The 20607-nt window shown below is 70.6% G+C and carries 19 protein-coding genes, 1 tRNA gene and 1 riboswitch; of the genes, 7 read left to right on the forward strand and 13 right to left on the reverse strand.

All coding sequences use genetic code 11. The features are described 5' to 3' along the window. The first annotated feature begins 445 nt into the window (after positions 1–445). A complete protein-coding gene (locus AC069T_RS05060; protein WP_478781636.1) occupies positions 446–1228 on the forward strand; it encodes a hypothetical protein in 783 nt (260 codons plus the stop codon). Between the two features lie 46 nt (positions 1229–1274). Here AC069T_RS05060 and AC069T_RS05065 read toward each other — a convergent pair whose 3' ends face one another. Further along, positions 1275–1586 carry a hypothetical protein gene (locus tag AC069T_RS05065; protein ID WP_478781405.1) on the reverse strand — a complete coding sequence of 104 codons (312 nt, stop codon included), beginning with the start codon at positions 1584–1586 and terminating at the stop codon, positions 1275–1277. 101 nt (positions 1587–1687) lie between these two features. Here AC069T_RS05065 and AC069T_RS05070 point away from each other — a divergent pair, with 101 nt between their 5' ends. Continuing rightward, complete coding sequence (locus AC069T_RS05070; protein WP_358855383.1) at positions 1688–1918, forward strand: DUF4287 domain-containing protein; 231 nt, start codon at positions 1688–1690, stop codon at positions 1916–1918. Between the two features lie 107 nt (positions 1919–2025). Here AC069T_RS05070 and AC069T_RS05075 read toward each other — a convergent pair whose 3' ends face one another. Next, positions 2026–2907, reverse strand: a complete 882-nt coding sequence (locus AC069T_RS05075; protein WP_478781406.1) for a Bax inhibitor-1/YccA family protein — start codon at positions 2905–2907, stop codon at positions 2026–2028. Positions 2908–3055: 148 nt separating this feature from the next. Beyond that, positions 3056–4231, reverse strand: a complete 1176-nt coding sequence (locus tag AC069T_RS05080; RefSeq protein ID WP_478781407.1) for a 4-hydroxybenzoate 3-monooxygenase — start codon at positions 4229–4231, stop codon at positions 3056–3058. Between the two features lie 255 nt (positions 4232–4486). Here AC069T_RS05080 and AC069T_RS05085 point away from each other — a divergent pair, with 255 nt between their 5' ends. After that, positions 4487–4714, forward strand: a complete 228-nt coding sequence (locus AC069T_RS05085; RefSeq protein ID WP_478781408.1) for a hypothetical protein — start codon at positions 4487–4489, stop codon at positions 4712–4714. A gap of 86 nt (positions 4715–4800) precedes the next feature. Here the strand turns inward: AC069T_RS05085 and AC069T_RS05090 are convergent. Then, a tRNA-Leu gene (locus AC069T_RS05090) sits at positions 4801–4886 on the reverse strand. Positions 4887–5272: 386 nt separating this feature from the next. Here AC069T_RS05090 and AC069T_RS05095 point away from each other — a divergent pair. Then, positions 5273–6046, forward strand: coding sequence for an ABC transporter ATP-binding protein (locus AC069T_RS05095; RefSeq protein ID WP_478781409.1), 774 nt, complete (start codon positions 5273–5275; stop codon positions 6044–6046). Between the two features lie 225 nt (positions 6047–6271). Then, positions 6272–8800 (forward strand): ABC transporter permease, encoded by a 2529-nt coding sequence (locus AC069T_RS05100; RefSeq protein ID WP_478781410.1) that lies wholly within the window; start codon positions 6272–6274, stop codon positions 8798–8800. A 61-nt stretch (positions 8801–8861) separates the two neighbouring features. Here the strand turns inward: AC069T_RS05100 and AC069T_RS05105 are convergent, their stop codons facing one another. Continuing rightward, positions 8862–10157, reverse strand: a complete 1296-nt coding sequence (locus tag AC069T_RS05105; RefSeq protein ID WP_478781411.1) for a class I SAM-dependent methyltransferase — start codon at positions 10155–10157, stop codon at positions 8862–8864. Between the two features lie 258 nt (positions 10158–10415). Continuing rightward, on the reverse strand, positions 10416–11822 hold the full coding sequence (locus tag AC069T_RS05110; RefSeq protein ID WP_478781412.1) for an NAD(P)/FAD-dependent oxidoreductase: 1407 nt from the start codon (positions 11820–11822) through the stop codon (positions 10416–10418). Between the two features lie 556 nt (positions 11823–12378). Between AC069T_RS05110 and AC069T_RS05115 the strand changes: the two genes are divergently transcribed. Both AC069T_RS05115 and AC069T_RS05120 read left to right on the forward strand, forming a co-directional pair. Then, complete coding sequence (locus AC069T_RS05115; protein ID WP_478781413.1) at positions 12379–12651, forward strand: type II toxin-antitoxin system Phd/YefM family antitoxin; 273 nt, start codon at positions 12379–12381, stop codon at positions 12649–12651. Next, positions 12648–12917, forward strand: a complete 270-nt coding sequence (locus AC069T_RS05120; protein ID WP_319166898.1) for a type II toxin-antitoxin system RelE family toxin — start codon at positions 12648–12650, stop codon at positions 12915–12917. Before AC069T_RS05115 ends, AC069T_RS05120 begins: the two co-directional genes overlap by 4 nt. Before the next feature lie 4 nt (positions 12918–12921). On the opposite strand, the gene AC069T_RS05125 is transcribed toward AC069T_RS05120, so the two are convergent. From AC069T_RS05125 to AC069T_RS05155, 7 genes are all read right to left on the reverse strand, one after another. Next, positions 12922–13863 (reverse strand): Ppx/GppA phosphatase family protein, encoded by a 942-nt coding sequence (locus AC069T_RS05125; protein ID WP_478781414.1) that lies wholly within the window; start codon positions 13861–13863, stop codon positions 12922–12924. A gap of 204 nt (positions 13864–14067) precedes the next feature. Further along, on the reverse strand, positions 14068–14607 hold the full coding sequence (locus AC069T_RS05130) for a DUF501 domain-containing protein (protein WP_478781415.1): 540 nt from the start codon (positions 14605–14607) through the stop codon (positions 14068–14070). A 26-nt stretch (positions 14608–14633) separates the two neighbouring features. Continuing rightward, entirely contained in the window at positions 14634–15110 is a 477-nt protein-coding gene (locus AC069T_RS05135) for an FtsB family cell division protein (protein ID WP_478781416.1), read from the reverse strand. 97 nt (positions 15111–15207) lie between these two features. Further along, positions 15208–16494, reverse strand: a complete 1287-nt coding sequence (eno, locus tag AC069T_RS05140; RefSeq protein ID WP_478781637.1) for a phosphopyruvate hydratase — start codon at positions 16492–16494, stop codon at positions 15208–15210. 363 nt (positions 16495–16857) lie between these two features. Beyond that, complete coding sequence (locus AC069T_RS05145) at positions 16858–17571, reverse strand: transglycosylase family protein (RefSeq protein WP_478781417.1); 714 nt, start codon at positions 17569–17571, stop codon at positions 16858–16860. Between the two features lie 4 nt (positions 17572–17575). Then, positions 17576–17746: riboswitch (cyclic di-AMP (ydaO/yuaA leader) on the reverse strand. Positions 17747–17961: 215 nt separating this feature from the next. Next, the gene (locus tag AC069T_RS05150; protein WP_478781418.1) at positions 17962–18960 is read right to left on the reverse strand and encodes a LysM peptidoglycan-binding domain-containing protein; all 999 of its coding nucleotides are present in this window, start codon (positions 18958–18960) and stop codon (positions 17962–17964) included. Between the two features lie 255 nt (positions 18961–19215). Then, entirely contained in the window at positions 19216–20499 is a 1284-nt protein-coding gene (locus tag AC069T_RS05155; RefSeq protein WP_478781638.1) for a cytochrome P450 family protein, read from the reverse strand. Between the last annotated feature and the right edge of the window lie 108 nt (positions 20500–20607).

Genomic DNA, 20607 nt, shown 5'->3' on the forward strand with positions numbered 1-20607 from the left:
GTCGACGCGGAGCGTCGGCGACCGACGACAACGCCGCAGATGTGCGTGCCAGACCCCGCGACGCCGGCATGATCCAAACGACAGGCCCTAGGTCCTTCCGACGCCGCCCGCTCCGCACGGACGGATCCGTCCCGTCCGTCCCGCGCGGACCGGAGCGCGTAATTCCATATCCGTCACGGCAGTTGGACACAGCGTGACAGGCCGGCCCGGAGTCCCCGGAAACCAGGGGCTCCGGGCCGATCCGTGACCCAATCTCCCCCAGGATGTGACCTATCTCGCTCCAGGGGGGTATTTCCGCAGGTCAGAGCCGTTTTGCGGGGAGACCCAGGGCCCAAGGTCCTGTCCCTTTCGTGACGTTACGCACTGACAGCTGGTCAGTCCACCCTTCAAGCTGTTGTAGGAAGTCGGGGGTCGACTTTGAACCGGGAGTACGTCAGTGAGCACCATGCCTCTTGCCCTGCTGCTCACCACGGCCGCATCAGCCGCCGTGGGCGTCGCCGTCCTGCGTGCCGTGCACGGGCTGCGCGGGCAGGTGCGGGCCCTGCACACCGAGCTCGCCGAGAGCCGCGCCGAGGCCGCACGCGGTCTGGTGCCCGCCGCCCGCCCGGCCGCCGACACCGAGGACATACGTGCCGCGGTCGCCGAGGCGCTCGCCGAGGAGCGGGAGCGGGAGCTGGCCGAGGCGCGCGCGTTCTGGGCCGCCCAGGAGGCGCGTGACGTCTCCGACGGGCCCATGCTGCTGGGCCTGCCCGACAGCGAGCTGTTCCTGCCGCGTCAGTCGGACTTCGCCGGTCTCGAGCACCTGGAGCCGGTCACCGAGCCGGGCCTGGACGTCGACGAGTTCGCCGGGGAGTCCCCGGAACTGGCCGCGGCCCGCCGCCGCCACCCCTCGCACCCGGACTTCGTGCCGGTCCAGTCACCCGTCGTCAACGATCACGAGCGCACGGTGGCGTGTCTCGAGGAGCTCGCGGAGTCCCGCACCGAACTGGCCGACGTCCGCCCCGGCCCGCTGGGCACGCTCGACGTCTACGTCTTCGCCGACGGGACCACCCTGTGCATGACCCCGGGCCACCGCGAGACCGCGGAGCGCCTGGCCGCGGCCCTGCGCGCCGGCCGCACCCCGGTGCTGCTGGGCGGCTCCGGCGTCTCGGGCGCGTACGCCCTGACGTTCGAGTGCGGCGAGGAGAACGTCTACATCCTCGCGGACCGCGTCATAGCGTCCTTGTAGGCACCACACCACCGCCGAACCTCACGCGTCGGAGCCGACCCCCGGGTCAGACTCCGGCGCGTTTCTGTGCCTCCTCGACGAGCGTCATCGCCTCCGCCAGCTCCGCCTCGTCCGTCAGGGCGAGCGCCAGGTCGTGCCCGGCCACGGTGATCTGGTCGGCGGCGGCGAACATGCCCACGTCCGGCATGTCCCGGGGCTCGGCGGCGGGATCCTCCAGCCGCTGCGCACGCCGGGCCAGCTCCCTGGCCACGCCCAGCGCCTCGGCCGCCGCACCCCGCTGCAGGCGGCTCTGCGGCGCGGCCCGCAACCGGTCGGCGAAGTGGTCCACGGCTCGGGTCAACGGCGTCGTATCAAGCACGCCGCGAGACTACGCGCCGCGGCGGGACTGTTGCCAACGCCCGGACGCTCAGGCACGGTGGCGTGAAGGACCGGCCTACATCCCAGCGTCCGGAGGCGCCGATGTCCCAAGTCTTCTCCGATGAGACCCATCGCAACCTGCTCGCCCGAATTCCCCACTGCACCGGTCGTGAGATCTCCGACTGGCTTCGCACCGTCGACGAAGGCCCCGCCCTCTTCCGCTTCGAGGAGAAGGTCAGCTGGCTCCGCGCGGAACACGATCTCGCGTACGGCCACGCCAAGGCGATCATCCACGAGTACGACCTGAGGAGGGCGGCGCGCAAACTCCTCTGAGCGCGCACCAGCGGAACGGAACCGCATACGGCGAAGGGCCCGCGAACCGGAGTTCGCGGGCCCTTCGGGTCCGCCGGCGGACCGGCGGCACTGCTTCGAAGGCCGTACTAGTCGCTGCTGCTGAAGATGGCAACCAGCCGCAGCATCTCGACGTAGATCCACACGAGGGTCATGGTCAGGCCGAACGCGGCCAGCCAGGCCTCCTCGCGGGGAGCGCCGTACGCGATGCCGTCCTCGATCTGCTTGAAGTCGAGGGTCAGGAAGAACGCGCCGAGGATGATCGCGATGATGCCGACGATCACGCCGAGCGGGCCCGTGCTGCGCAGTCCGCCGTCCTCGGCGACACCGAAGACGACCAGCAGCAGGTTGACCGCCATGACCAGGACGAACGCGATGGCGATGGCCATGCCGATGCGCGCGTACCGCGCGGTCACCCGGATCCAGCCCGCCCGGTAGACGAGCAGGGTCGCGCCGGAGACCGCCATGGTGCCGAGCACTGCCTGGAAGGGCGCGCCCGACCACTGGCTGTTGTACATCTCGCTGATGACCCCGAGGAAGACACCCTCGAAGGCGGCATAGCCGAGGATCAGCGCGGGCGAGGCCTTGCGCTTGAAGGACTGCACCATCGCCAGGACGAAGGCGATGAGCGCGGAGCCGATCGCCAGGCCGAAGCTGCTGCTCGTCACCGGCAGCAGCGCCCAGGCGAGGACGGCGCCGACGGCGACCGTGCCGAGCGTCATGGCCGAGCGCATGACGACGTCGTCCATCGTCATCCGGCCCGTGGAGACGGGCGCCTGCGGCGGCGCACCGTGCTGAAGGTCCTGCTGGGCGTACGGGTTCTGCGCGTAGGGGTTGCCGCCCTGCTGGGCGTACGGGTTGCCCTGCGTGCCGACAGCTGCTCCCCCGGCCTGCGGCGCGGTGTTGAAGCCCGCGTGGCCGTTGTCGCGGCTGAACCCCCGTCGCGAGAAGACCGGGTTGCTGCTCCTCATTTCACTCCTCCATGGCCACGGTGTGGGCCTTGGCTCAAGAGTAATAGGTAGGCAAAGGAAAGAACCTACTGCTTGGGGAGGATCTTTCCCTTGTCCTCGTGCGCAACACGCTACGCGGGCGGGTGATTCCCGGCGCGCCTGGGGCGGTTCACTCGAACGGGAACCCGGTGTACGCCTCGGCCAGGTCCGTCTCGGCGGCCCGCGAGGCGGCGATCCGGCGCAGCCGGGCCAGCTGGATGCGGTCCTCGAAGGGCGTGGCGCCGGGGGCTCGGTGCAGCAGGGTCGTCATGTCGTACGAGAACCGCTCGGCCTGCCAGACGCGGCGCAGGCAGGTCTCGGAGTACGCGTCGAGCCGTTCGGCCGATCCGGTGGCCCGCCGGTGCACCAGCGCACGGGCGAAGGTGACGACGTCCCCGACCGCGAGGTTCAGCCCTTTCGCGCCGGTGGGGGGCACGATGTGCGCCGCGTCGCCGGCGAGGAACAGCCGGCCGTGCCGCATGGGCTCGTGGACGAAGCTGCGCATCGGGGTCACCGACTTCGCGGTGACGGGGCCCCGCTCCAGCCGCCAGTCGTCGTCGGTCTCCAGGCGCCGCTCGAGCTCGTCCCAGATGTCCTCGTCACGCCAGGTCCCGGCGTCCGTGCCCTCGGGCACCTGGAGGTAGAGGCGGGAGACGGCCGGCGACCGCATGCTGAGCAGGGCGAAGCCCCGGTCGTGACGGGCGTACACGAGCTCGTCGTGCGAGGGGGGCACGTCGGCGAGGACGCCGAGCCAGCCGAAGGGGTAGGTCCGCTCGAAGACCCGGGACAGCCCGGCGGGGACCGCCTTACGGGCGACGCCCCAGAAGCCGTCGCAGCCGACGACGTAGTCGCACTCCAGGACGTCCTCGCGCCCCTCGTGACGGAAGCGCACGCGCGGGTGCTCGCTGTCCGCGTCCTCGACGGCCAGTGCCTCGGCGTCGAAGAGCAGCGGTCCGCCCTCCTTGAGCTGGAGCGCGATGAGGTCCTTGCACACCTCGGTCTGCGCGTACACCATCACCGAGCTGCCGCCGGTGAGCGCGGGGAAGTCGACGCGGTGGCGCTCGCGGGCGAAGCGCAGTTCGATGCCGTCGTGCCGCAGTCCCTCGCGGTCCATGCGCTCCCCGGCCCCGGCCCGGCGCAGCACGTCGACCGTGCCCTGCTCCAGGATTCCGGCCCGCTGCCGCTGCTCCACGTAGGCGCGGTCGCGGCTCTCCAGGACGACCGAGTCGATGCCCGCGTTGTGCAGCAGACGCGCCAGCAGTAGTCCGGCCGGTCCGGCCCCGATGATCCCGACGGTGGTCCGCATCGGCCCGCCCCTTCGCGTTCGCCCTGCTCTGTCTGTCTGTCTGTCTGTCTGTCTACGGTCGCCGACCGCATCAGTGTTCGCGTGGTGAAATTTCCTTCACCAATCTGGGTGAGTCTCTGCCGAGCCGCGGCAGCTGTCAATGGGGGCGCCCGGCAGCGCTCCGCAACCCGCACAGGGCGCACTGCATGCCCGCACGCTACTCACGTTCCTGACGCGGTCAGGTCGGCGGACCGGCCGAGGGCAGCTCGGCGAAGCGTGACCGCCCTGGTCCCGATCGGCTTTGCGGGGCTTCGCCTGCTTCAGGCGGCGCACTGGAGAAATGAACGCCGGGTCGAGCAGGCGTCGCACTCACCGAATGCGGGAGTGGAAGCGGCACTTCGACTCGTCGTCTACACCGTCGACGATGTAGACGTTGCATCTTTACCCACCCCGGCGCTCACCGCCGCCGTGTCCGTCGACGACATCGGGGAAGATGCCAGATAGGGGGCTCGCTCCCGCGCCGAGGTCAGGGTGGACGAGTACGGCAGCGCGTACCGATCGTTCGCGATGATCACGCTCCGTGAGTGCGGTGGTGCCCGGAACCGGACTTGAACCGGTACGCCCGCGAGGGGCAGCGAGGTTTAAGCTCGCCGTGTCTGCATTCCACCATCCGGGCAGGCCATGGGCTCCGCATCGAGGATCCGAGCCTATCGGGACGCATCCCCCTAACTAGGGGTGCGCGGACCGATCTTGTCTTATTTTATTGACGTCTGAGGGTGCATCAGCACCTGGTACGGGCCATCCGCACTTGCCAATAGCCTTTCGGGCCGCGCCCGGCCGCGTATACGGAATGACGGAATTTCACCGCCTCGGTGACGGTGTCCGCGGGCCACGGGCCTGATGGACCCTCAGGGACGACCGTCATCCCCAGGTATGACACGGCCGCCTGGGGTCCGACCGGAGTCGCCCTCGGGAACCGGAACAGCGGGTGACTACACGGCGCCCCAGAACCGTGAGGATGGACGACGTCCCCCAGAATCGTCCCGTCAGGAGCACCCTCCCGTGACCACCACCCCCCTCGCCGGCCGGACCACCGCGGTGGCCGCCCGCGCCACGGAACTCTCGAAGGTCTACGGACAGGGCGAGACCCAGGTGGTCGCCCTCGACCAGGTCACCGTCGACTTCCGTCAGGCCGAGTTCACCGCGATCATGGGCCCCTCCGGCTCCGGCAAGTCCACCCTGATGCACTGCGTGGCCGGTCTGGACACCTTCTCCTCCGGTTCCGTGCGCATCGGCGAGACGGAACTCGGGTCCCTCAAGGACAAGCAGCTCACCAAGCTGCGCCGGGACAAGATCGGCTTCATCTTCCAGGCGTTCAACCTGCTGCCGACCCTCACCGCCCTGGAGAACATCACGCTCCCGATGGACATCGCGGGCCGCAAGCCGGACAAGGAGTGGCTGGACACCGTGATCGGCATGGTGGGTCTCGCCGACCGCCTCGGCCACCGCCCCTCCGAACTGTCCGGCGGCCAGCAGCAGCGCGTCGCCGTGGCCCGCGCGCTCGCCTCGCGGCCCGACATCATCTTCGGCGACGAGCCGACCGGAAACCTCGACTCCCGGGCCGGCGCCGAGGTGCTGGGCTTCCTGCGCAACTCCGTGCGGGAGCTGGGGCAGACCGTGGTCATGGTCACCCACGACCCGGTGGCCGCCGCGTACGCCGACCGCGTGGTCTTCCTCGCCGACGGGCGGATCGTGGACGAGGTGCACGAGCCGACGGCGGACGCGGTCCTCGACCGCATGCTGCGTCTTTCCGGCGGGAACACCCGGACCTCCTAGAGCCTGTCCGACACCAAGGGCCGCACCGGCCCACCCGCCCGGCGCGGGTCCGACACCGCCGCCCCCAGCATCGCGGGCCATCGCCGCCACACACCGCCGCGGGCCGGGTCACCACCCACCGCCGCGAGCATCGCCGCCACCCGCCGTCGCGGGCCGCCGCCGCGACGGCCCGGACCGCTCCCGCGGCCGACCACAGCTTCTCCTTCTCCTGGACTGAGTCAACCCATGTTCCGTACCGCCCTGCGCACCGTCTTCGCGCACAAGGCCAGACTGCTGATGACCGTGCTCGCCGTGCTGCTCGGCGTGGCGTTCGTGTCCGGCACCCTGGTCTTCACCAACACCATCTCGGACGCCTACCAGAAGAGCTCCGCCAAGGGCTTCGACCACGTCGACGTCGCCGTCCAGCCGGAGGGCCGGCAGGACGAGGGCGACCGGATCGGCAAGGAGCCGAAGCTCACCGAGGCCCTGCTGAAGAAGGCGGCCGGGGTGCCCGGCGCCGACACCGCCGTCGGCGTCGTGAACGGCTTCACCGCCCTCGCCGACAAGGACGGCGAACTGATCGGCGACGGCTTCCAGTCGCAGGGCGGCAACTACTGGGGGAAGAAGGACCCGCGGTACCCGCTGACCGCCGGCCACGCGCCCCGCGGCGCGAACGAGGTCGCCATCGACTCGGAGACCGCCCGGCGGACCGGGTACAAGGTCGGCGACACCCTGCGCCTCTCCGTCGACGGCCCCGTGCTGAAGCCCACGATCACCGGCGTCTTCACCACCGACGACGGCAACGTCGCCGCGGGCGGCAGCCTCGCCCTCTTCGACACGGCTACCGCGCAACGGCTCTTCGGCGAGCCCGGCACGTACGACGAGATCGACGTGACGGCCGCCCCCGGCACCAGCCAGACCGCGCTGCGCAACGCACTCGACGAGGTGGTGCCCGAGGACGTCGCCTCCACCACCACCGGCAAGAGGCTCGCCGACGACCAGGCGACGATGATCGCCTCCCAGATGAGCGGCATGAAGACGGGCCTGCTGGTCTTCGCCGGCATCGCCCTGTTCGTCGGCACCTTCATCATCGCCAACACCTTCACCATGCTGGTCGCCCAGCGCACCAGGGAGCTGGCGCTGCTGCGGGCGGTCGGCGCCTCCCGCAGGCAGATCACCCGCTCGGTGCTGCTCGAGGCGTTCGTGGTCGGCGCGGTCGCGGCCGTCACCGGGCTGGCCGCGGGCATCGGCATCGGCGCCGGAATGCGCGCCCTGATGGGCACGCTCGGCGCCACCGTCCCGGACGGGCCGCTGGTCGTCTCGCCGGGCACGGTCGCCACCGCGCTCGCCGTCGGCATCCTGATCACCATGCTGGCCGCGTGGCTGCCGGGCCGCAGGGCCGCGAAGATCCCGCCGGTCGCCGCGATGAGCAGCGTGCACGCGAAGGCGACCACCAAGTCCCTCGTCGTACGCAACACCCTCGGCGCCCTCTTCTCGGCGGCGGGCGTCGCGGTGGTCCTGTTCGCCACGACCATGGACGGCTCGGACGGCCAGGCCCCGATGGGCCTCGGCGCGGGCCTGCTGATCGTCGGCGTGTTCATCCTGACGCCGCTGCTGTCCCGCCCGCTGATCGCCGCGGCGGCTCCCGTGCTGCGCGTCTTCGGGGTCTCCGGCAAGCTGGCCCGCCAGAACTCCGTGCGCAACCCGCGCCGCACCGCCGCCACCGCCTCGGCGCTGATGATCGGACTCACCCTGATCACCGGTATGACGGTGATGGCGGGCAGTCTCCAGACATCGATCGACAAGATGGCCAGCGCCGCGATCAAGGCGGACTACGTGGTCTCGATGGCGAACGGCAACAGGCTCTCGCCCGACGTGGAGAAGAAGCTCGCCGCCACCGACGGCGTCACCGCCACCAGCCCGCTGCGCGACGCGCCCGCGCGCATCGGCGGTGAGACGGAGTACCTGACCGGCGTCAACGGCAGGGCCATCGAGAGCCTGACCGACCTCACCGTCGACGACGGCGCCTTCGAGGTCGGCGGCACGCGGGTCGTCGTCGACGACAGCACCGCCGACGCGCACGGCTGGAAGGCCGGCTCGCACTTCACGGTCTCGTACGAGGACGGAAAGCGGCAGCGGCTCACCGTCGCCGGCGTCTACCAGGGCAACGAGATGATCCAGGGCATCATGCTGGACAACGCGGCGCTCGCCCCCCACCAGAGCGACCCGTACGACATGCAGGTCATGGTGAAGACGTCCGGCGGGGCCTCCGGTGCGGTCAAGGACAGGCTGGAGGGGGCGCTCGGCGACAACCCGGCCATGCTCGTCCAGGACAAGAAGGACATCTCCGAGGGCATCGCGAAGATGTTCACCCTCATGCTGAACATGCTCTACGGCCTGCTCGCCATGGCGGTGATCGTCGCGGTCCTCGGTGTCATCAACACCCTGGCCATGTCGGTCTTCGAGCGCTCCCAGGAGATCGGCATGCTGCGGGCGATCGGCCTGGACCGCAAGGGCATCAAGCGGATGGTCCGGCTGGAGTCGCTGGTGATCTCGCTGTTCGGCGGGGTGCTGGGCATCGGCCTGGGCGTGTTCTTCGGCTGGGCCGCCGGTGAACTGCTCGGCTCCAAGATGGCGACGTACGAACTGGTGCTCCCCTGGGGCCGGATGGCCGTCTTCCTGCTGCTGGCCGCGGCCGTCGGTGTCCTGGCGGCGCTGTGGCCGGCCCGCCGCGCGGCCCGCCTGAACATGCTGACGGCGATCAAGTCGGAGTAGTCGTACGGCAGTCGGGGCCCCCGTCCGGATCCGGACGGGGGCCCCTCCGCTTTCGCCGCCGCTACGTCCGCGCGTTCCAGGTGCGGGCCCGCAGCGGCATCCCGGAGGTGCCCGGTACGGGGGTCCGCACCGCGAGCACCTGGTTGACGCCGATGCGGTTGCGTTCGAACGCGAGGGCGCTGGCCGCCATGTAGAGGCGCCAGACGCGGGCGCGTCCCGGGCCGGTGAGCCGCACCGCCGACGCCCACTGCGCCTCCAGGTTGGCGACCCACTGACGCAGCGTCAGAGCGTAGTGTTCGCGCAGGGATTCGACGTCACGCACCTCGAACCCCGCCCGCTCCAGCTGCGTCACAGTGGTGCCGACCGGCGCGAGTTCGCCGTCGGGGAAGACGTAGGCGTCGATGAACTCGTCCGCGCGGTGCCTCGACTCGTCGCTCGCCGGGCGGCGCGCGATCTGGTGGTTGAGCAGGCGCCCGCCCGGTTTGAGCAGGGCGTGCAGCACGCGCGCGTACTCCAGGTAGCGCTCGGCACCGACATGTTCGGCCATGCCGATGGAGGAGATGGCGTCGTACGGACCGTCGGTGACGTCCCGGTAGTCCTGCACCCGGATCTCGACCCGGTCGGTCAGCCCCTCGTCCGCGACCCGCTTGCGGGCGTAGGCGGCCTGTTCCTGCGACAGCGTGACGCCCACGACGCTCACGCCGTGCTCGCGGGCGGCGTGGATGGCCATGGAGCCCCAGCCGCAGCCGACGTCCAGCAGCCGTCCGCCGGGCCGCAGGTCCAGCTTGCGGCAGACGAGTTCGAGCTTGTCGCGCTGGGCGCCCTCGAGGGTGCCGGCATCCTCCCAGTAGGCGCAGGAGTACACCATGGACGGCCCGAGGACGATTTCGTAGAAGTCGTTGCCCACGTCGTAGTGGTGGCTGACGGCGCGCTTGTCGCTGTGTCTGGTGTGCAGGCGGCGGCGTCTGCGGACCTCCTCCGCGGGCGGGGCGGGCGGACCCATCGGCCCGCCCATCCGCAGCAGGCCCCGGACGGCCGCGCGCACGTCGGGTTCCCGCAGGGCCTCGCCGAGGCCCCTGGCGCCCGTCGGGCGCTCCCACACGAGTCCGGCCATCACCCTGAGGGCCGCGTAGAGGTCCCCCTCCACCCCGAGGTCCCCGGCGACCCAGGCCCGGGCGAGCCCCAGCTCGCCCGGCTTCCAGATCAGCCGGCGCAGGGCCCGGCGGTTCCTGATCACCAGGGTGGGACCGCCCGGCGGCCCCGCCTCCGAGCCGTCCCAGGCACGCATGCGCACCGGGAGCGGGGCTCCCAGCAACTGCTCGAACAGGCTCTTCAGCCGCAGCGCGGCATCGGGCATGGCCACACCTCCGTGACAACGGATCCCGAAACGTCCGACACCACGTAAACACCAACCGCCCCCGCGCACAGTCCCCCACCCGTGTCATGGATGGGCAAAAATAGGTGCGGGGGCCATGTTGTTGGGGATGCCGGGCCGCGCCGTACGGGGACGCCGAAGGGCCCCGGAGGGAACCTCCCGCCTCGCCGCGGAACGCCGAAGGGGCCTCCCGCACCACGGATGGCGGGAGGCCCCTTCGGGTCGATCAGTGACCGGAGGTCAGGAGGCCTTGGCCTTCTCCTCGGTCTTCGCCTGCGGGAGCTTGGCCTCCGCGGCCTGCGCGACGGCGGGCGCCGGCTTCGCGGCCTCGTAGAACTCCTCGCGCGGGGTCTCGATGGCGCCGAGGGAGACGACCTCGCGCTTGAGGAACATCGCGAGCGTCCAGTCCGCGAAGACGCGGATCTTCCGGTTCCAGGTCGGCATCGCCAGACCGTGGTAGCCGCGGTGCATGTACCACGCCAGCCGGCCCTTGAGCGTGATCTTCATCTTGCCCATGACGATCATCGCGACGCCCTTGTGGAGGCCGAGACCAGCCACCGCGCCCTTGTTCGAGTGCGCGTACTCCTTCTGCGGGAAGCCCCGCATGCCGGAGACCACGTTGTCGCCGAGGACCTTCGCCTGACGCAGCGCGTGCTGCGCGTTCGGCGGGCACCAGGCGTTCTCCACACCGGCCTTGCGGGCGGCGATGTCCGGCACCTGCGCGTTGTCGCCCGCGGCCCAGATGTAGTCCGTGCCCTGCACCTGAAGGGTGGGCCGGGTGTCCACGTGGCCGCGCGGGCCGAGCGGGAGACCGAAGCGGGAGAGAACGGGGTTCGGCTTGACGCCGGCCGTCCACACGATGGTGCTGGAGTCGACCTCGAGGCCGTTCTTCAGGACGACGTGCCCGTCGACACAGGAGTCCATCGAGGTGGAGAGGTAGACCTCGACCCCGCGGCTCTCCAGGTGCTCCTTGCCGTACGCGCCGAGCTTCGGGCCGACCTCGGGAAGGATCTTGTCCGCGGCGTCGACGAGGATGAAGCGCATGTCCTCACGGGACACGTTGTTGTAGTACTTGGCCGCGTCGCGGGCCATGTCCTCGACCTCGCCTATGGTCTCCGCACCCGCGAAGCCACCGCCCACGAAGACGAAGGTCAACGCCTTGCGGCGGACGTCCTCGTCGGTCGTGGAGTCGGCCTTGTCGAGCTGCTCGAGGACGTGGTTGCGCAGGCCGATGGCCTCCTCGATGCCCTTCATGCCGATGCCCTGCTCGGCGAGGCCGGGGATCGGGAAGGTGCGGGAGACCGCGCCCATCGCGATGACGAGGTAGTCGAAGGGCAGCTCGTACGCCTCGCCCACGAGGGGGGCGATCGTGGCGACCTTGCGGTCCTGGTCGATGGTGGTGACCCGGCCGGTGAGGACTTCCGCCTTCGGCAGGACGCGCCGCAGCGGGACGACGACGTGCCGAGGCGAAATGCTGCCGGCGGCGGCTTCGGGGAGGAAGGGCTGGTAGGTCATGTACGACCGGGGGTCGACGACCGTGACGGTCGCCTCGCCGTAGCGCATCTTCTTGAGGATGCGCCGAGCTGCGTACAGGCCTACGTACCCACCGCCTACTACGAGGATCCTGGGACGCTCCGTGGTGCTCATGCCATCGAGTATCCACCCGCCTCAGGGGGGTCGCTCGTGCGCCCCTTCACAAGCATGGGTGGGGCCTCTGCTACACTGCGCGGCTCACGTGACCCAGGTCATGTCGCCACGGGGGAACCACCGCACCCCGCGGACCGTTGTCAACACCGCGTGAGCAGCCACTCCGGGCCGACGGGCCGCTGAACCAGCCTCTTGTTCCGCGCAATCGTCACGCCCCGGAAACGCTCCCGTGAGCACGCTTCCGCACCCCGTGGGCCCCCCGGAAGGGCCAACCGGACCCCGTCCGCATTCCCGAGGCCCGAATTCCTTGTGAAGAACTTCACGAACTTTCCCGACGGCGCGTCACCGAGGGGTTCTTCCGGGCCCCTCGATCGCGCTCATACGTTATCCGACCTGCTCAGCCGAGGCTACCGACGGGTAGTAAAGACTCCCTCACGGGTGGCCCGATCCGCGGGGAGGACCCCGTCACGCGACGGACCACGCGATGCCGTCGAGGATCGCGTACGAACGCGACTCGCCCCGGGCGCGTGTACACACATGCGCGTACACTGACGTCATGACCAAGGACTCCGTGACGATACGGGAAGCCCGCGCCCATCTCGCGGAGCGCATCAACCTGGCCGAGGAAGGCACCCCGACGGTCATCACTCGCAACGGCACTCCGGTGGCGGCCGTGGTACCGATCGCGGACTTCGAAGCCCTGGAAGAGGCGGCCGACGTCATGCTGGCCCGAGAGGCCGAAGCGGTCCTGGCCGAGAACGGCCCCACCGTGACCATGGCCGAATTGCTGGCAGATCTGTTCACGGAACACGGTGAAGGCGCCGCGTGAAGTACGCGTTCCGGTTCACCACGGCGGCGCAGCGGCAGCTGAGGCACATCGCTCGGCTCGACGCCATGCGCATCCTGACCGCGCTGACCGCTCTCGGCGACGACCCGTATCGCGAGGACGCCGACGTCAAGAAGCTCACCGGCCCGTCGGGGCTCTACCGGCTGCGGGTCGGAAGCTACCGGGTCGCCTACCAGATCAACGATGGCGAACTCGTCATCCTCGTCGTCAAGGTGGGCGACCGGCGGGACGTGTACCGCAACCTGTAGGCGGTCAGGCCAAAGACCATCCGATGCCGTCGAGGATGTCGTGCTCGCTGACGACGACCTCGTCCGCGCCGATGCGCTCCATGATCGCGAGCAGGACGAGGGCGCCGGCGGCGATGACGTCGACGCGGCCGGGGTGCATCGAGGGGATCGCCGCGCGTTCCGCGTGCGTCGAGGACAGCAGCCGCCCGGTGATCTCGCGGACGGTGGCGTGCGGGATCCGGGAGTGGTGGATCGCCGTGGAGTCGTACTCCGGGAGGTCCTGCGCGATCGCCGAGACCGTGGTGACCGAGCCCGCCAGGCCGACCAGGGTGCGGGCCTCGCCCAGCGGGACGGTCCGCTCGGCGAGGTCCAGCGCGGCCTCGATGTCCGCCCGGATCGCCGCGATCTGAGCGGGCGTCGGCGGGTCGGTGACGGCGCCGTCGCGCACGAGGTGCCGCTCGGTCATCCGTACGCAGCCGACGTCCACCGAGCGGGCGGCACGGACCCGGTCCTCGCCGACCACCAGCTCCGTGGAGCCGCCGCCGATGTCGACCACCAGGTACGGCTTCGCCAGGTCGTCCCGCCCCGTCAGCTCCCTGGTCGCGCCGGTGAAGGAGAACTCCGCCTCCTGGTCGCCCGTGATGACCTCCGGCTCGACCCCGAGGATGTCCAGGACCCCGCGGACGAACTCGTCGCGGTTCTCGGCGTCGCGGGAGGCGGACGTCGCCACGAAGCGCAGGCGTTCCGCGCCGTGTTCCTTGATGACGGCCGCGTACTCGCGGCAGGCCGCGAACGTGCGCTCCAGCGCCTCGGGAGCGAGCCGTCCCGTCCGGTCGACGCCCTGGCCGAGGCGGACGATGGTCATCCGGCGGTCCAGGTCGACGAGTTCACCCGTCGCCGGGTCCGCGTCCGCCACGAGCAGACGGATCGAGTTGGTACCGCAGTCGATGGCGGCGACCCTGGTCATGCGTGCGGTCTCCTGTCGTGAGGACACTTCGGAACAAGCCCGGGCCCGGAGGTTTCCAGCCCGTCCGGCGTTCGAGGACGAGGCCGTCCAGGCCGAAGCGGGGGGGAGGTCCAGCCCGTCCGGCGCTTGAGGACGAGGCCGTCCAGGCCGAAGCGGGGGTCCGGGGGCGGCAGCCCCCGGGAACGGCGCCCCCGGGGACGACGGTCAGCCCTGGGGGAGGTCGGCCTCGCCCGCGGGGACCACGCACGCGCCCTTGCGCCACCACTCGGGCAGCATGGCGATCGCCTCGTCGCCGAGGGGGTTCACGCCGGGCCCCGCGGCCAGGGAGTGCGCCACGAGCACGTGGAGGCACTTCACCCGGTCCGGCATGCCGCCCGCGCTCGGGAACCCCTCCAGGACGTCGATGGCGTCCCGGCGGGCGATGTAGTCCTCGTGGGCGGCCCGGTAGGCCGCGGCCAGCTCGGGGTCCGTGGCCAGACGGTCCGTCATCTCCTTCATGACGCCGTTCGCCTCGAGCGTCCCGATCGCGGAGGCCGCCCGCGGACACGTCAGGTAGTACGTCGTCGGGAACGGCGTGCCGTCGGGGAGGCGGGGCGCCGTCTCCACCACGTCGGGCTGACCGCAGGGACAGCGGTGCGCGATCGCGCGCAGCCCGCGCGGCGGACGGCCGAGCTGCTGCCTGAAGGCCTCGACGTCGGCGTCGGTCGGCTCGGTGCGCGGGGTGGGCGGCGGGGGCGTTTCCATGCCGTGTGTTCTGTCTTTCTGGTCAGTTACTGGGCGGAGCGGTCGGACTTGTCCACGCCGTCCCAGACGTTGGCGTACCAGGGGCGGCCAGCCGCTCCCTGGTCGGTGCGGGACTTCTTCACCGCGTCCGGGTCGATCACGATGTAGCCCGTCTCGCCCGGCATCACGTAGTGCAGCCGTTGGCGGATCTGCTGCTCGGCGTACGCGTCGTCCTGCCAGCGGGCCTTGAGGTCGCGCAGCTGCTCGACCCGCTGCCGGGCCTGCTCCTGCTCCCGCTCCAGCTCGGCGACCTCGGCGCGCTGGGACACGTACTGCCTCATCGGGTACGCGAGGGCCACGATCAGTGAGCACAGGACCAGCGCGAGCAGCGCCGCACGGCCCGTCAGGCGGGAGCGGCGGGCCTGCCGTTTGGTCTGGGAGCGGTAGACCCGGGCCGCCGTCTGCTCACCGAGCAGGCGCAGCCTGGTCGTGGTGGAGAACCGGTCCCGGTCCTTCACGGCCATGAATCCCGCCTCCCCGGCACAAGCCCGTCACGTGCGTACGTCCCCGCACACGGTACGGGACCGAGTACGGGGACGTACGTACGACGCTTCCTGCGGGTCAGCCCTTGAAGCGGGGGAACGCCGAGCGGCCGGCGTACACCGCGGCGTCGTCGAGGATCTCCTCGATGCGCAGCAGCTGGTTGTACTTGGCGACGCGGTCCGAGCGGGCCGGGGCGCCGGTCTTGATCTGGCCGCAGTTCACCGCGACGGCGAGGTCGGCGATGGTGACGTCCTCGGTCTCGCCGGAGCGGTGGGACATCATGCACTTGAAGCCGTTGCGCTGGGCCAGCTCGACGGCGTCCAGCGTCTCGGTCAGCGAGCCGATCTGGTTGACCTTGACGAGCAGGGCGTTGGCGGAGCCCTCCTCGATGCCGCGGGCCAGGCGCTCCGGGTTGGTGACGAAGAGGTCGTCGCCGACGATCTGGACCTTGTCGCCCAGCTTGTCGGTGATGACCTTCCAGCCGGCCCAGTCGTCCTCGTACAGCGGGTCCTCGATGGAGACCAGCGGGTACGCGGAGACGAGCTCCTCGTAGTACTCGGTCATCTCGGCGGCCGAGCGGGACTTGCCCTCGAACTCGTACGTGCCGTCCTTGTAGAACTCGGACGCGGCGACGTCGAGCGCGAGCGCGATCTGCTCACCGGGGACGTAACCGGCCTGCTTGATGGCCTCGATGATGAGGTCGAGCGCGGCGCGGTTGGACTCCAGGTTCGGGGCGAAGCCGCCCTCGTCGCCGAGGCCGGTGGACAGGCCCTTGGTCTTCAGCACCTTCTTGAGGGTGTGGTAGACCTCGGCGCCCCAGCGCAGCGCCTCGGAGAAGGACTCCGCGCCGATCGGCGCGATCATGAACTCCTGGATGTCGACGTTCGAGTCGGCGTGCGAGCCGCCGTTCAGGATGTTCATCATCGGGACGGGCAGCAGGTGCGCGTTCGGGCCGCCCAGGTAGCGGAACAGCGGCAGGTCGCTGGCCTCGGAGGCGGCGTGCGCGACGGCCAGGGAGACGCCGAGGATGGCGTTGGCGCCCAGCGAGCCCTTGTTGTCGGTGGCGTCCAGGTCGAACATCGCCTGGTCGATCAGGCGCTGCTCGGTGGCGTCGTAGCCGACGAGCTCCGGGCCGATCTGCTCGATGACCGCGAGGACGGCCTTCTCGACGCCCTTGCCGTGGTAGCGGTTGGGGTCACCGTCGCGCAGCTCGATGGCCTCGAAGGCACCGGTGGAGGCGCCGGACGGGACGGCGGCACGACCCGTGCTGCCGTCGTCGAGGCCGACCTCGACCTCGACGGTGGGGTTCCCTCGCGAGTCGAGGATTTCCCGGGCTACGACGACGTCGATGGACGGCACGAGCATCTCCTTCATGGGATGTGACGCGGGTACGCGGAGCCCCTCGGCCCCAACTGCACGGAGCCGCGGTCGGCTCCGCGACATGAGCCTAACCGGCTCCGGGGGATCGGCCAGCCGGTCGACCACCCCATGGACAGAACCGAGAGTAAATTGTTTCCGAACGGAACAAAAACCTGCCCCGTACAGGTGACCGCTGCGGAAGCGGTCCACGGCGCGTCCATGAAAAAACCCCGCTCCGGCGCGTACGGGGGAACACGCACCGGAGCGGGGAGCCCGTGGGGGCGGGGGCGGCCCGCACGGGGACTCCATGGTGGAGTCCCCGGATGAGGGAGGGCCGTGGTTCAGCTGTGAGCCCGTGGCCGGCCGGTGTCAGCTGAGGTGGAGCTGCTGGCCCGGGAAGATGAAGTCGGCATCGTCGATGATGTCCTTGTTCAGCTTGAACAGCTTCTGCCAGCCGCCCTTGACCTTCTTGTCCGCGGCGATCGAGCTGAGGGTGTCACCCTTGACGACCTTGTACTCGCCGTCACCCTTCTCGACCTTCCTGCCGGTCGGGGTCTCGACGGTCTTCTTGGCCGTCTCCCGCTCCGAGGAGCGCGAGGCACGCTGGTCCTGCGCCTGCGGGGCCTGCTGCTGCGGCTGGGCCGGCTGGGCCGTGCTCTGCGAGCCGGAGCCGGAGTTGGAGCCGGTGCCGGTCGACGAGCCGCCGGTCGAGGCGCCGGACAGGCCGGTGCCGCAGGTCGGCCAGGCACCCTTGCCCTGCGCGGCGAGCACCTTCTCGCCGACGGCGATCTGCTGGGACTTGGAGGCCTTGTCGGCGGTGGAGGCGTAGGCCGAGCCGCCGTAGGCGGACCAGGTGGAGGCGGAGAACTGCAGGCCGCCGTAGTAACCGTTGCCGGTGTTGATCGACCAGTTGCCGCCGGACTCGCACTGGGCGACGGCGTCCCACTCGGAGGTGGTGGCGGCGGAGGCGCTGCCGGCCGCCATCAGCGGAGCGGCGATGGCGACACCGGTGACACCGGCGAGCGCGGCGACACGGGTGGCCTTGGACGGGCGGCGGTGCTTGCCCTTGTTGTTGAGCAGCATGAAGTGATCCCCTCACCGACGCCTGCGAGGTGAGCTGTCGGGTTCGGGCGGGTGAGTGCCCGGTCGTCCGCCTCTGGCGTCCGACTCCACCCCAAGCCGTTCCCGGGTGTCTCTCGACTCCCGGGCCCGGCGCTTACCTTGGGTCCCCCGCTCCTGCCTACGGCGCTTGCGCGACGACTGTTCCCGGCCGGCCACTGGCAGGATTCGGCGTTGCGACCGTCGGGGCCCGCTGTAGCGAGCGATCACGACCGTAGACACGCGGCCGCCGGAATTTCAAAGATGATCAGGGTTTCTGAGACCCATGTCTCACTCTGTCAAACCGGACATTGCGGTGCGAAATATGACGCGAACTGGCGCTGTTTTGTACCTGATTCGCCATCTGACGCCCGCTTAGTCTCCTGCGACCTCAAGGCTCTGACCGGGGAGGATGACGTCCGGGTCGGCGCCGACCGTCTTCTCGTTCTCCGTGTAGAGCTCGTTCCATCCGCCCTGCACGGCAAGGGAGTCGGCGATGCTCGTGAGACTGTCGCCGAGGCGGACGGTGTACGAGCCCTCCGCGGCGTCGCGGGGAGCGGCGGAGCCGCGCGAGGCGTGACGGCCGGAGGAGGTCTCTTCGCCTCCGGCGGACGCGTCGGCGTCCGTACCGGCGTCGGCACTGGCGCCGCGGTGCCGACCGGTGCCGGTGCCCTCGCTCCCGGTCGCGGCGGTGGCGTCCGAAGAGTCCGCGGTCCGACCCGACTTGTCCGAGTCGTCAGCCTTTGCCTTCCCGGTGTCCTTGCCGCCGTCCTTGCTGCCGGTCTCCGGGGAGGCGGTGGCATCCTCCTTGGCCTTCGACGGCGTCCCGGACTTCGCCGCCTTGCCGGACGCGGCCGGCGAGGGCTTGGCGGTGGAGCCGCCGGTCGACAAGCCGCCCGAAACGGGCGAGTCGCTCGACGGGGACGAATCGGGTGAGGGGGAGGCCGACGATGCGGAGGAGTCCTCGGCGACGCCGGTGTCGACCTCGACGGACGCCGAGTTCTTGCTGAGGCCCGACAGCGGTCCGCAGGTGGGCCAGGCGGCCAGGCCCTGCCCGTCGAGAACCTTCTCGGCGACGGCTATCTGCTGCGAGCGGCTGGCCTCGTCGGGGCTCGGCGCGTACGCGAGGCCGCCGTACTTCTCCCAGTTCTCCTGGGTCATCTGCAGGCCGCCGTAGTAGCCGTTGGCGTTGTCGGCACTCCACGAACCGCCGCTCTCGCACTCCGCGACCCGGTCCCAGGTGGTGCCGTCCGCGGCACTCGCACCGGTGGCACCGAGCAACGGGATCGCGATGGCCGATCCGGTGACTCCTGCCGCGACGATGAGCGCCGGAGCCTGGCGGGGGCGACGGTGACGACCGTTCCCGGAGAGCATGCGGTGGCCTTTCGAAGACAGCGATGACAGGCGCGACGGAAGATCCATCGCGTTGATGCGTGAACGTATCGGCAGTCGAACACTTGTCACAAGTCGATGCAGCGCAGATCACGTGAAGATCACAGTATTGACGGTGCGTCATGTTTGACGGGTCCGCGCCCGCGTACCACCGGGCGTGAACTCCACCGGTGTGCGCCTGTTGCGAGCGCAATGCGCCCCTCCGTCGCGGGCCCGCCGAGGGTCCGCCGGCATTGCCTACCGCGAAGGGGTGAACTCCACCGGGAGGGTCCGCAGTCCGCGCATGATGAGACCGCCGCGCCAGCGCAGGTCCGCCGGATCGCCCGCGAGGCGCAGGTCCGGCAGGCGGGTGAGGAGCGTCGCGAGGGCGGTCTGTCCCTCCAGCCGGGCGAGGGGCGCGCCGAGGCAGTAGTGGATGCCGTGCCCGTATCCGAGGTGCTGGTTGTCGCGCCGGGAGAGGTCCAGCGTGTCCGGCTGCCCGAAGCGCTCGGGGTCGCGGTCGGCCGCCGCGAGCACGACCAGGACGGGGTCGCCCGCGGCGATGTCCTGACCGCCGATCCGGACGGCCTCGGTCGCGAACCGCCAGGTGGCGAGCTCCACGGGCCCGTCGAACCGGAGGAGTTCCTCGACACCGGTCTCCAGCAGCGCGGTCTCCTTCGCGGCGAGGGAGGTCTGCAGCCGCTGCCGCTGCTCGGGGTGGGTGAGGAGGGCGTAGGTCCCGTTGCCGATGAGATTCACGGTCGTCTCGAAGCCGGCGAAGAGCAGGATGAAGGCCATCGCCGCGGCCTCGTTCTCGGTGAGGTGCTCACCGTGGTCGGAGGCGCGGATCAGCCCGGAGATGAGGTCCTCGCCCGGTCCGGGGCGGTCCGGGAGTGCGGCCCGTTTCCGGTGGATCAGCTCGGCGAGGTAGCCGCGCATCCTCTTCACGGACCGGGCGACCCCGCCCCGAGGCCCGCCTCCGTGCCGGATCATCATCCCGGCCCAGTCCCGGAAGTCGTCCTGGTCCTCGCGGGGAACGCCGAGGAGGTCGCAGATGGCGTAGATGGGGAGCGGGAAGGCGAAGTCGTGGATGAGGTCGGCGCTGCCCCGCTCCGCGAACTGGTCGATGAGGTGGTCGGTGAGTTCCTGGACCCGCGGCGCGAACTCCGCCACCCGCCGGGGCGTGAACGCCTTGCTGACCAGCCGGCGCAGCCGCGTGTGGTCCGGCGGGTCGATGTTGAGGAGATGCGTCATCAGCTCGGCCTTGCGCTCGCCCGGAATGCCGGTCTTCCCCTTGGCGTGCGCCGGCTCGTCGTGGTGCGCCGGGTTCTTGCTGAGCCGGCCGTCCGCGAGAGCCTGCCTCGCGTCCGCGTACCGGGTGACCAGCCAGGCCTCCACACCGCTCGGCAGCCGCGTCCGGTGCACGGGCGCGTGCTCACGGAGCCAGGCGTACGCGGGGTAGGGGTCGGTGGCGAACTCCCAGGTGAAGAGCTCGGGGGCCGGGTCGGGAGCGCTGCCGTCCGGGGTGCCGCTCGCGGGCACGGGACCGGTGGGGGTGGCGCTCCGGTCGGCGGGGTGTGCGGGATTGTCGGTCACACGTCGACGGTATCCGGGGCGGCGGGAGGGGCGACGGGGTGCCGGGCGGCTGCT

The sequence above is a fragment of the Streptomyces sp. NPDC043867 genome, assembly GCF_056435845.1.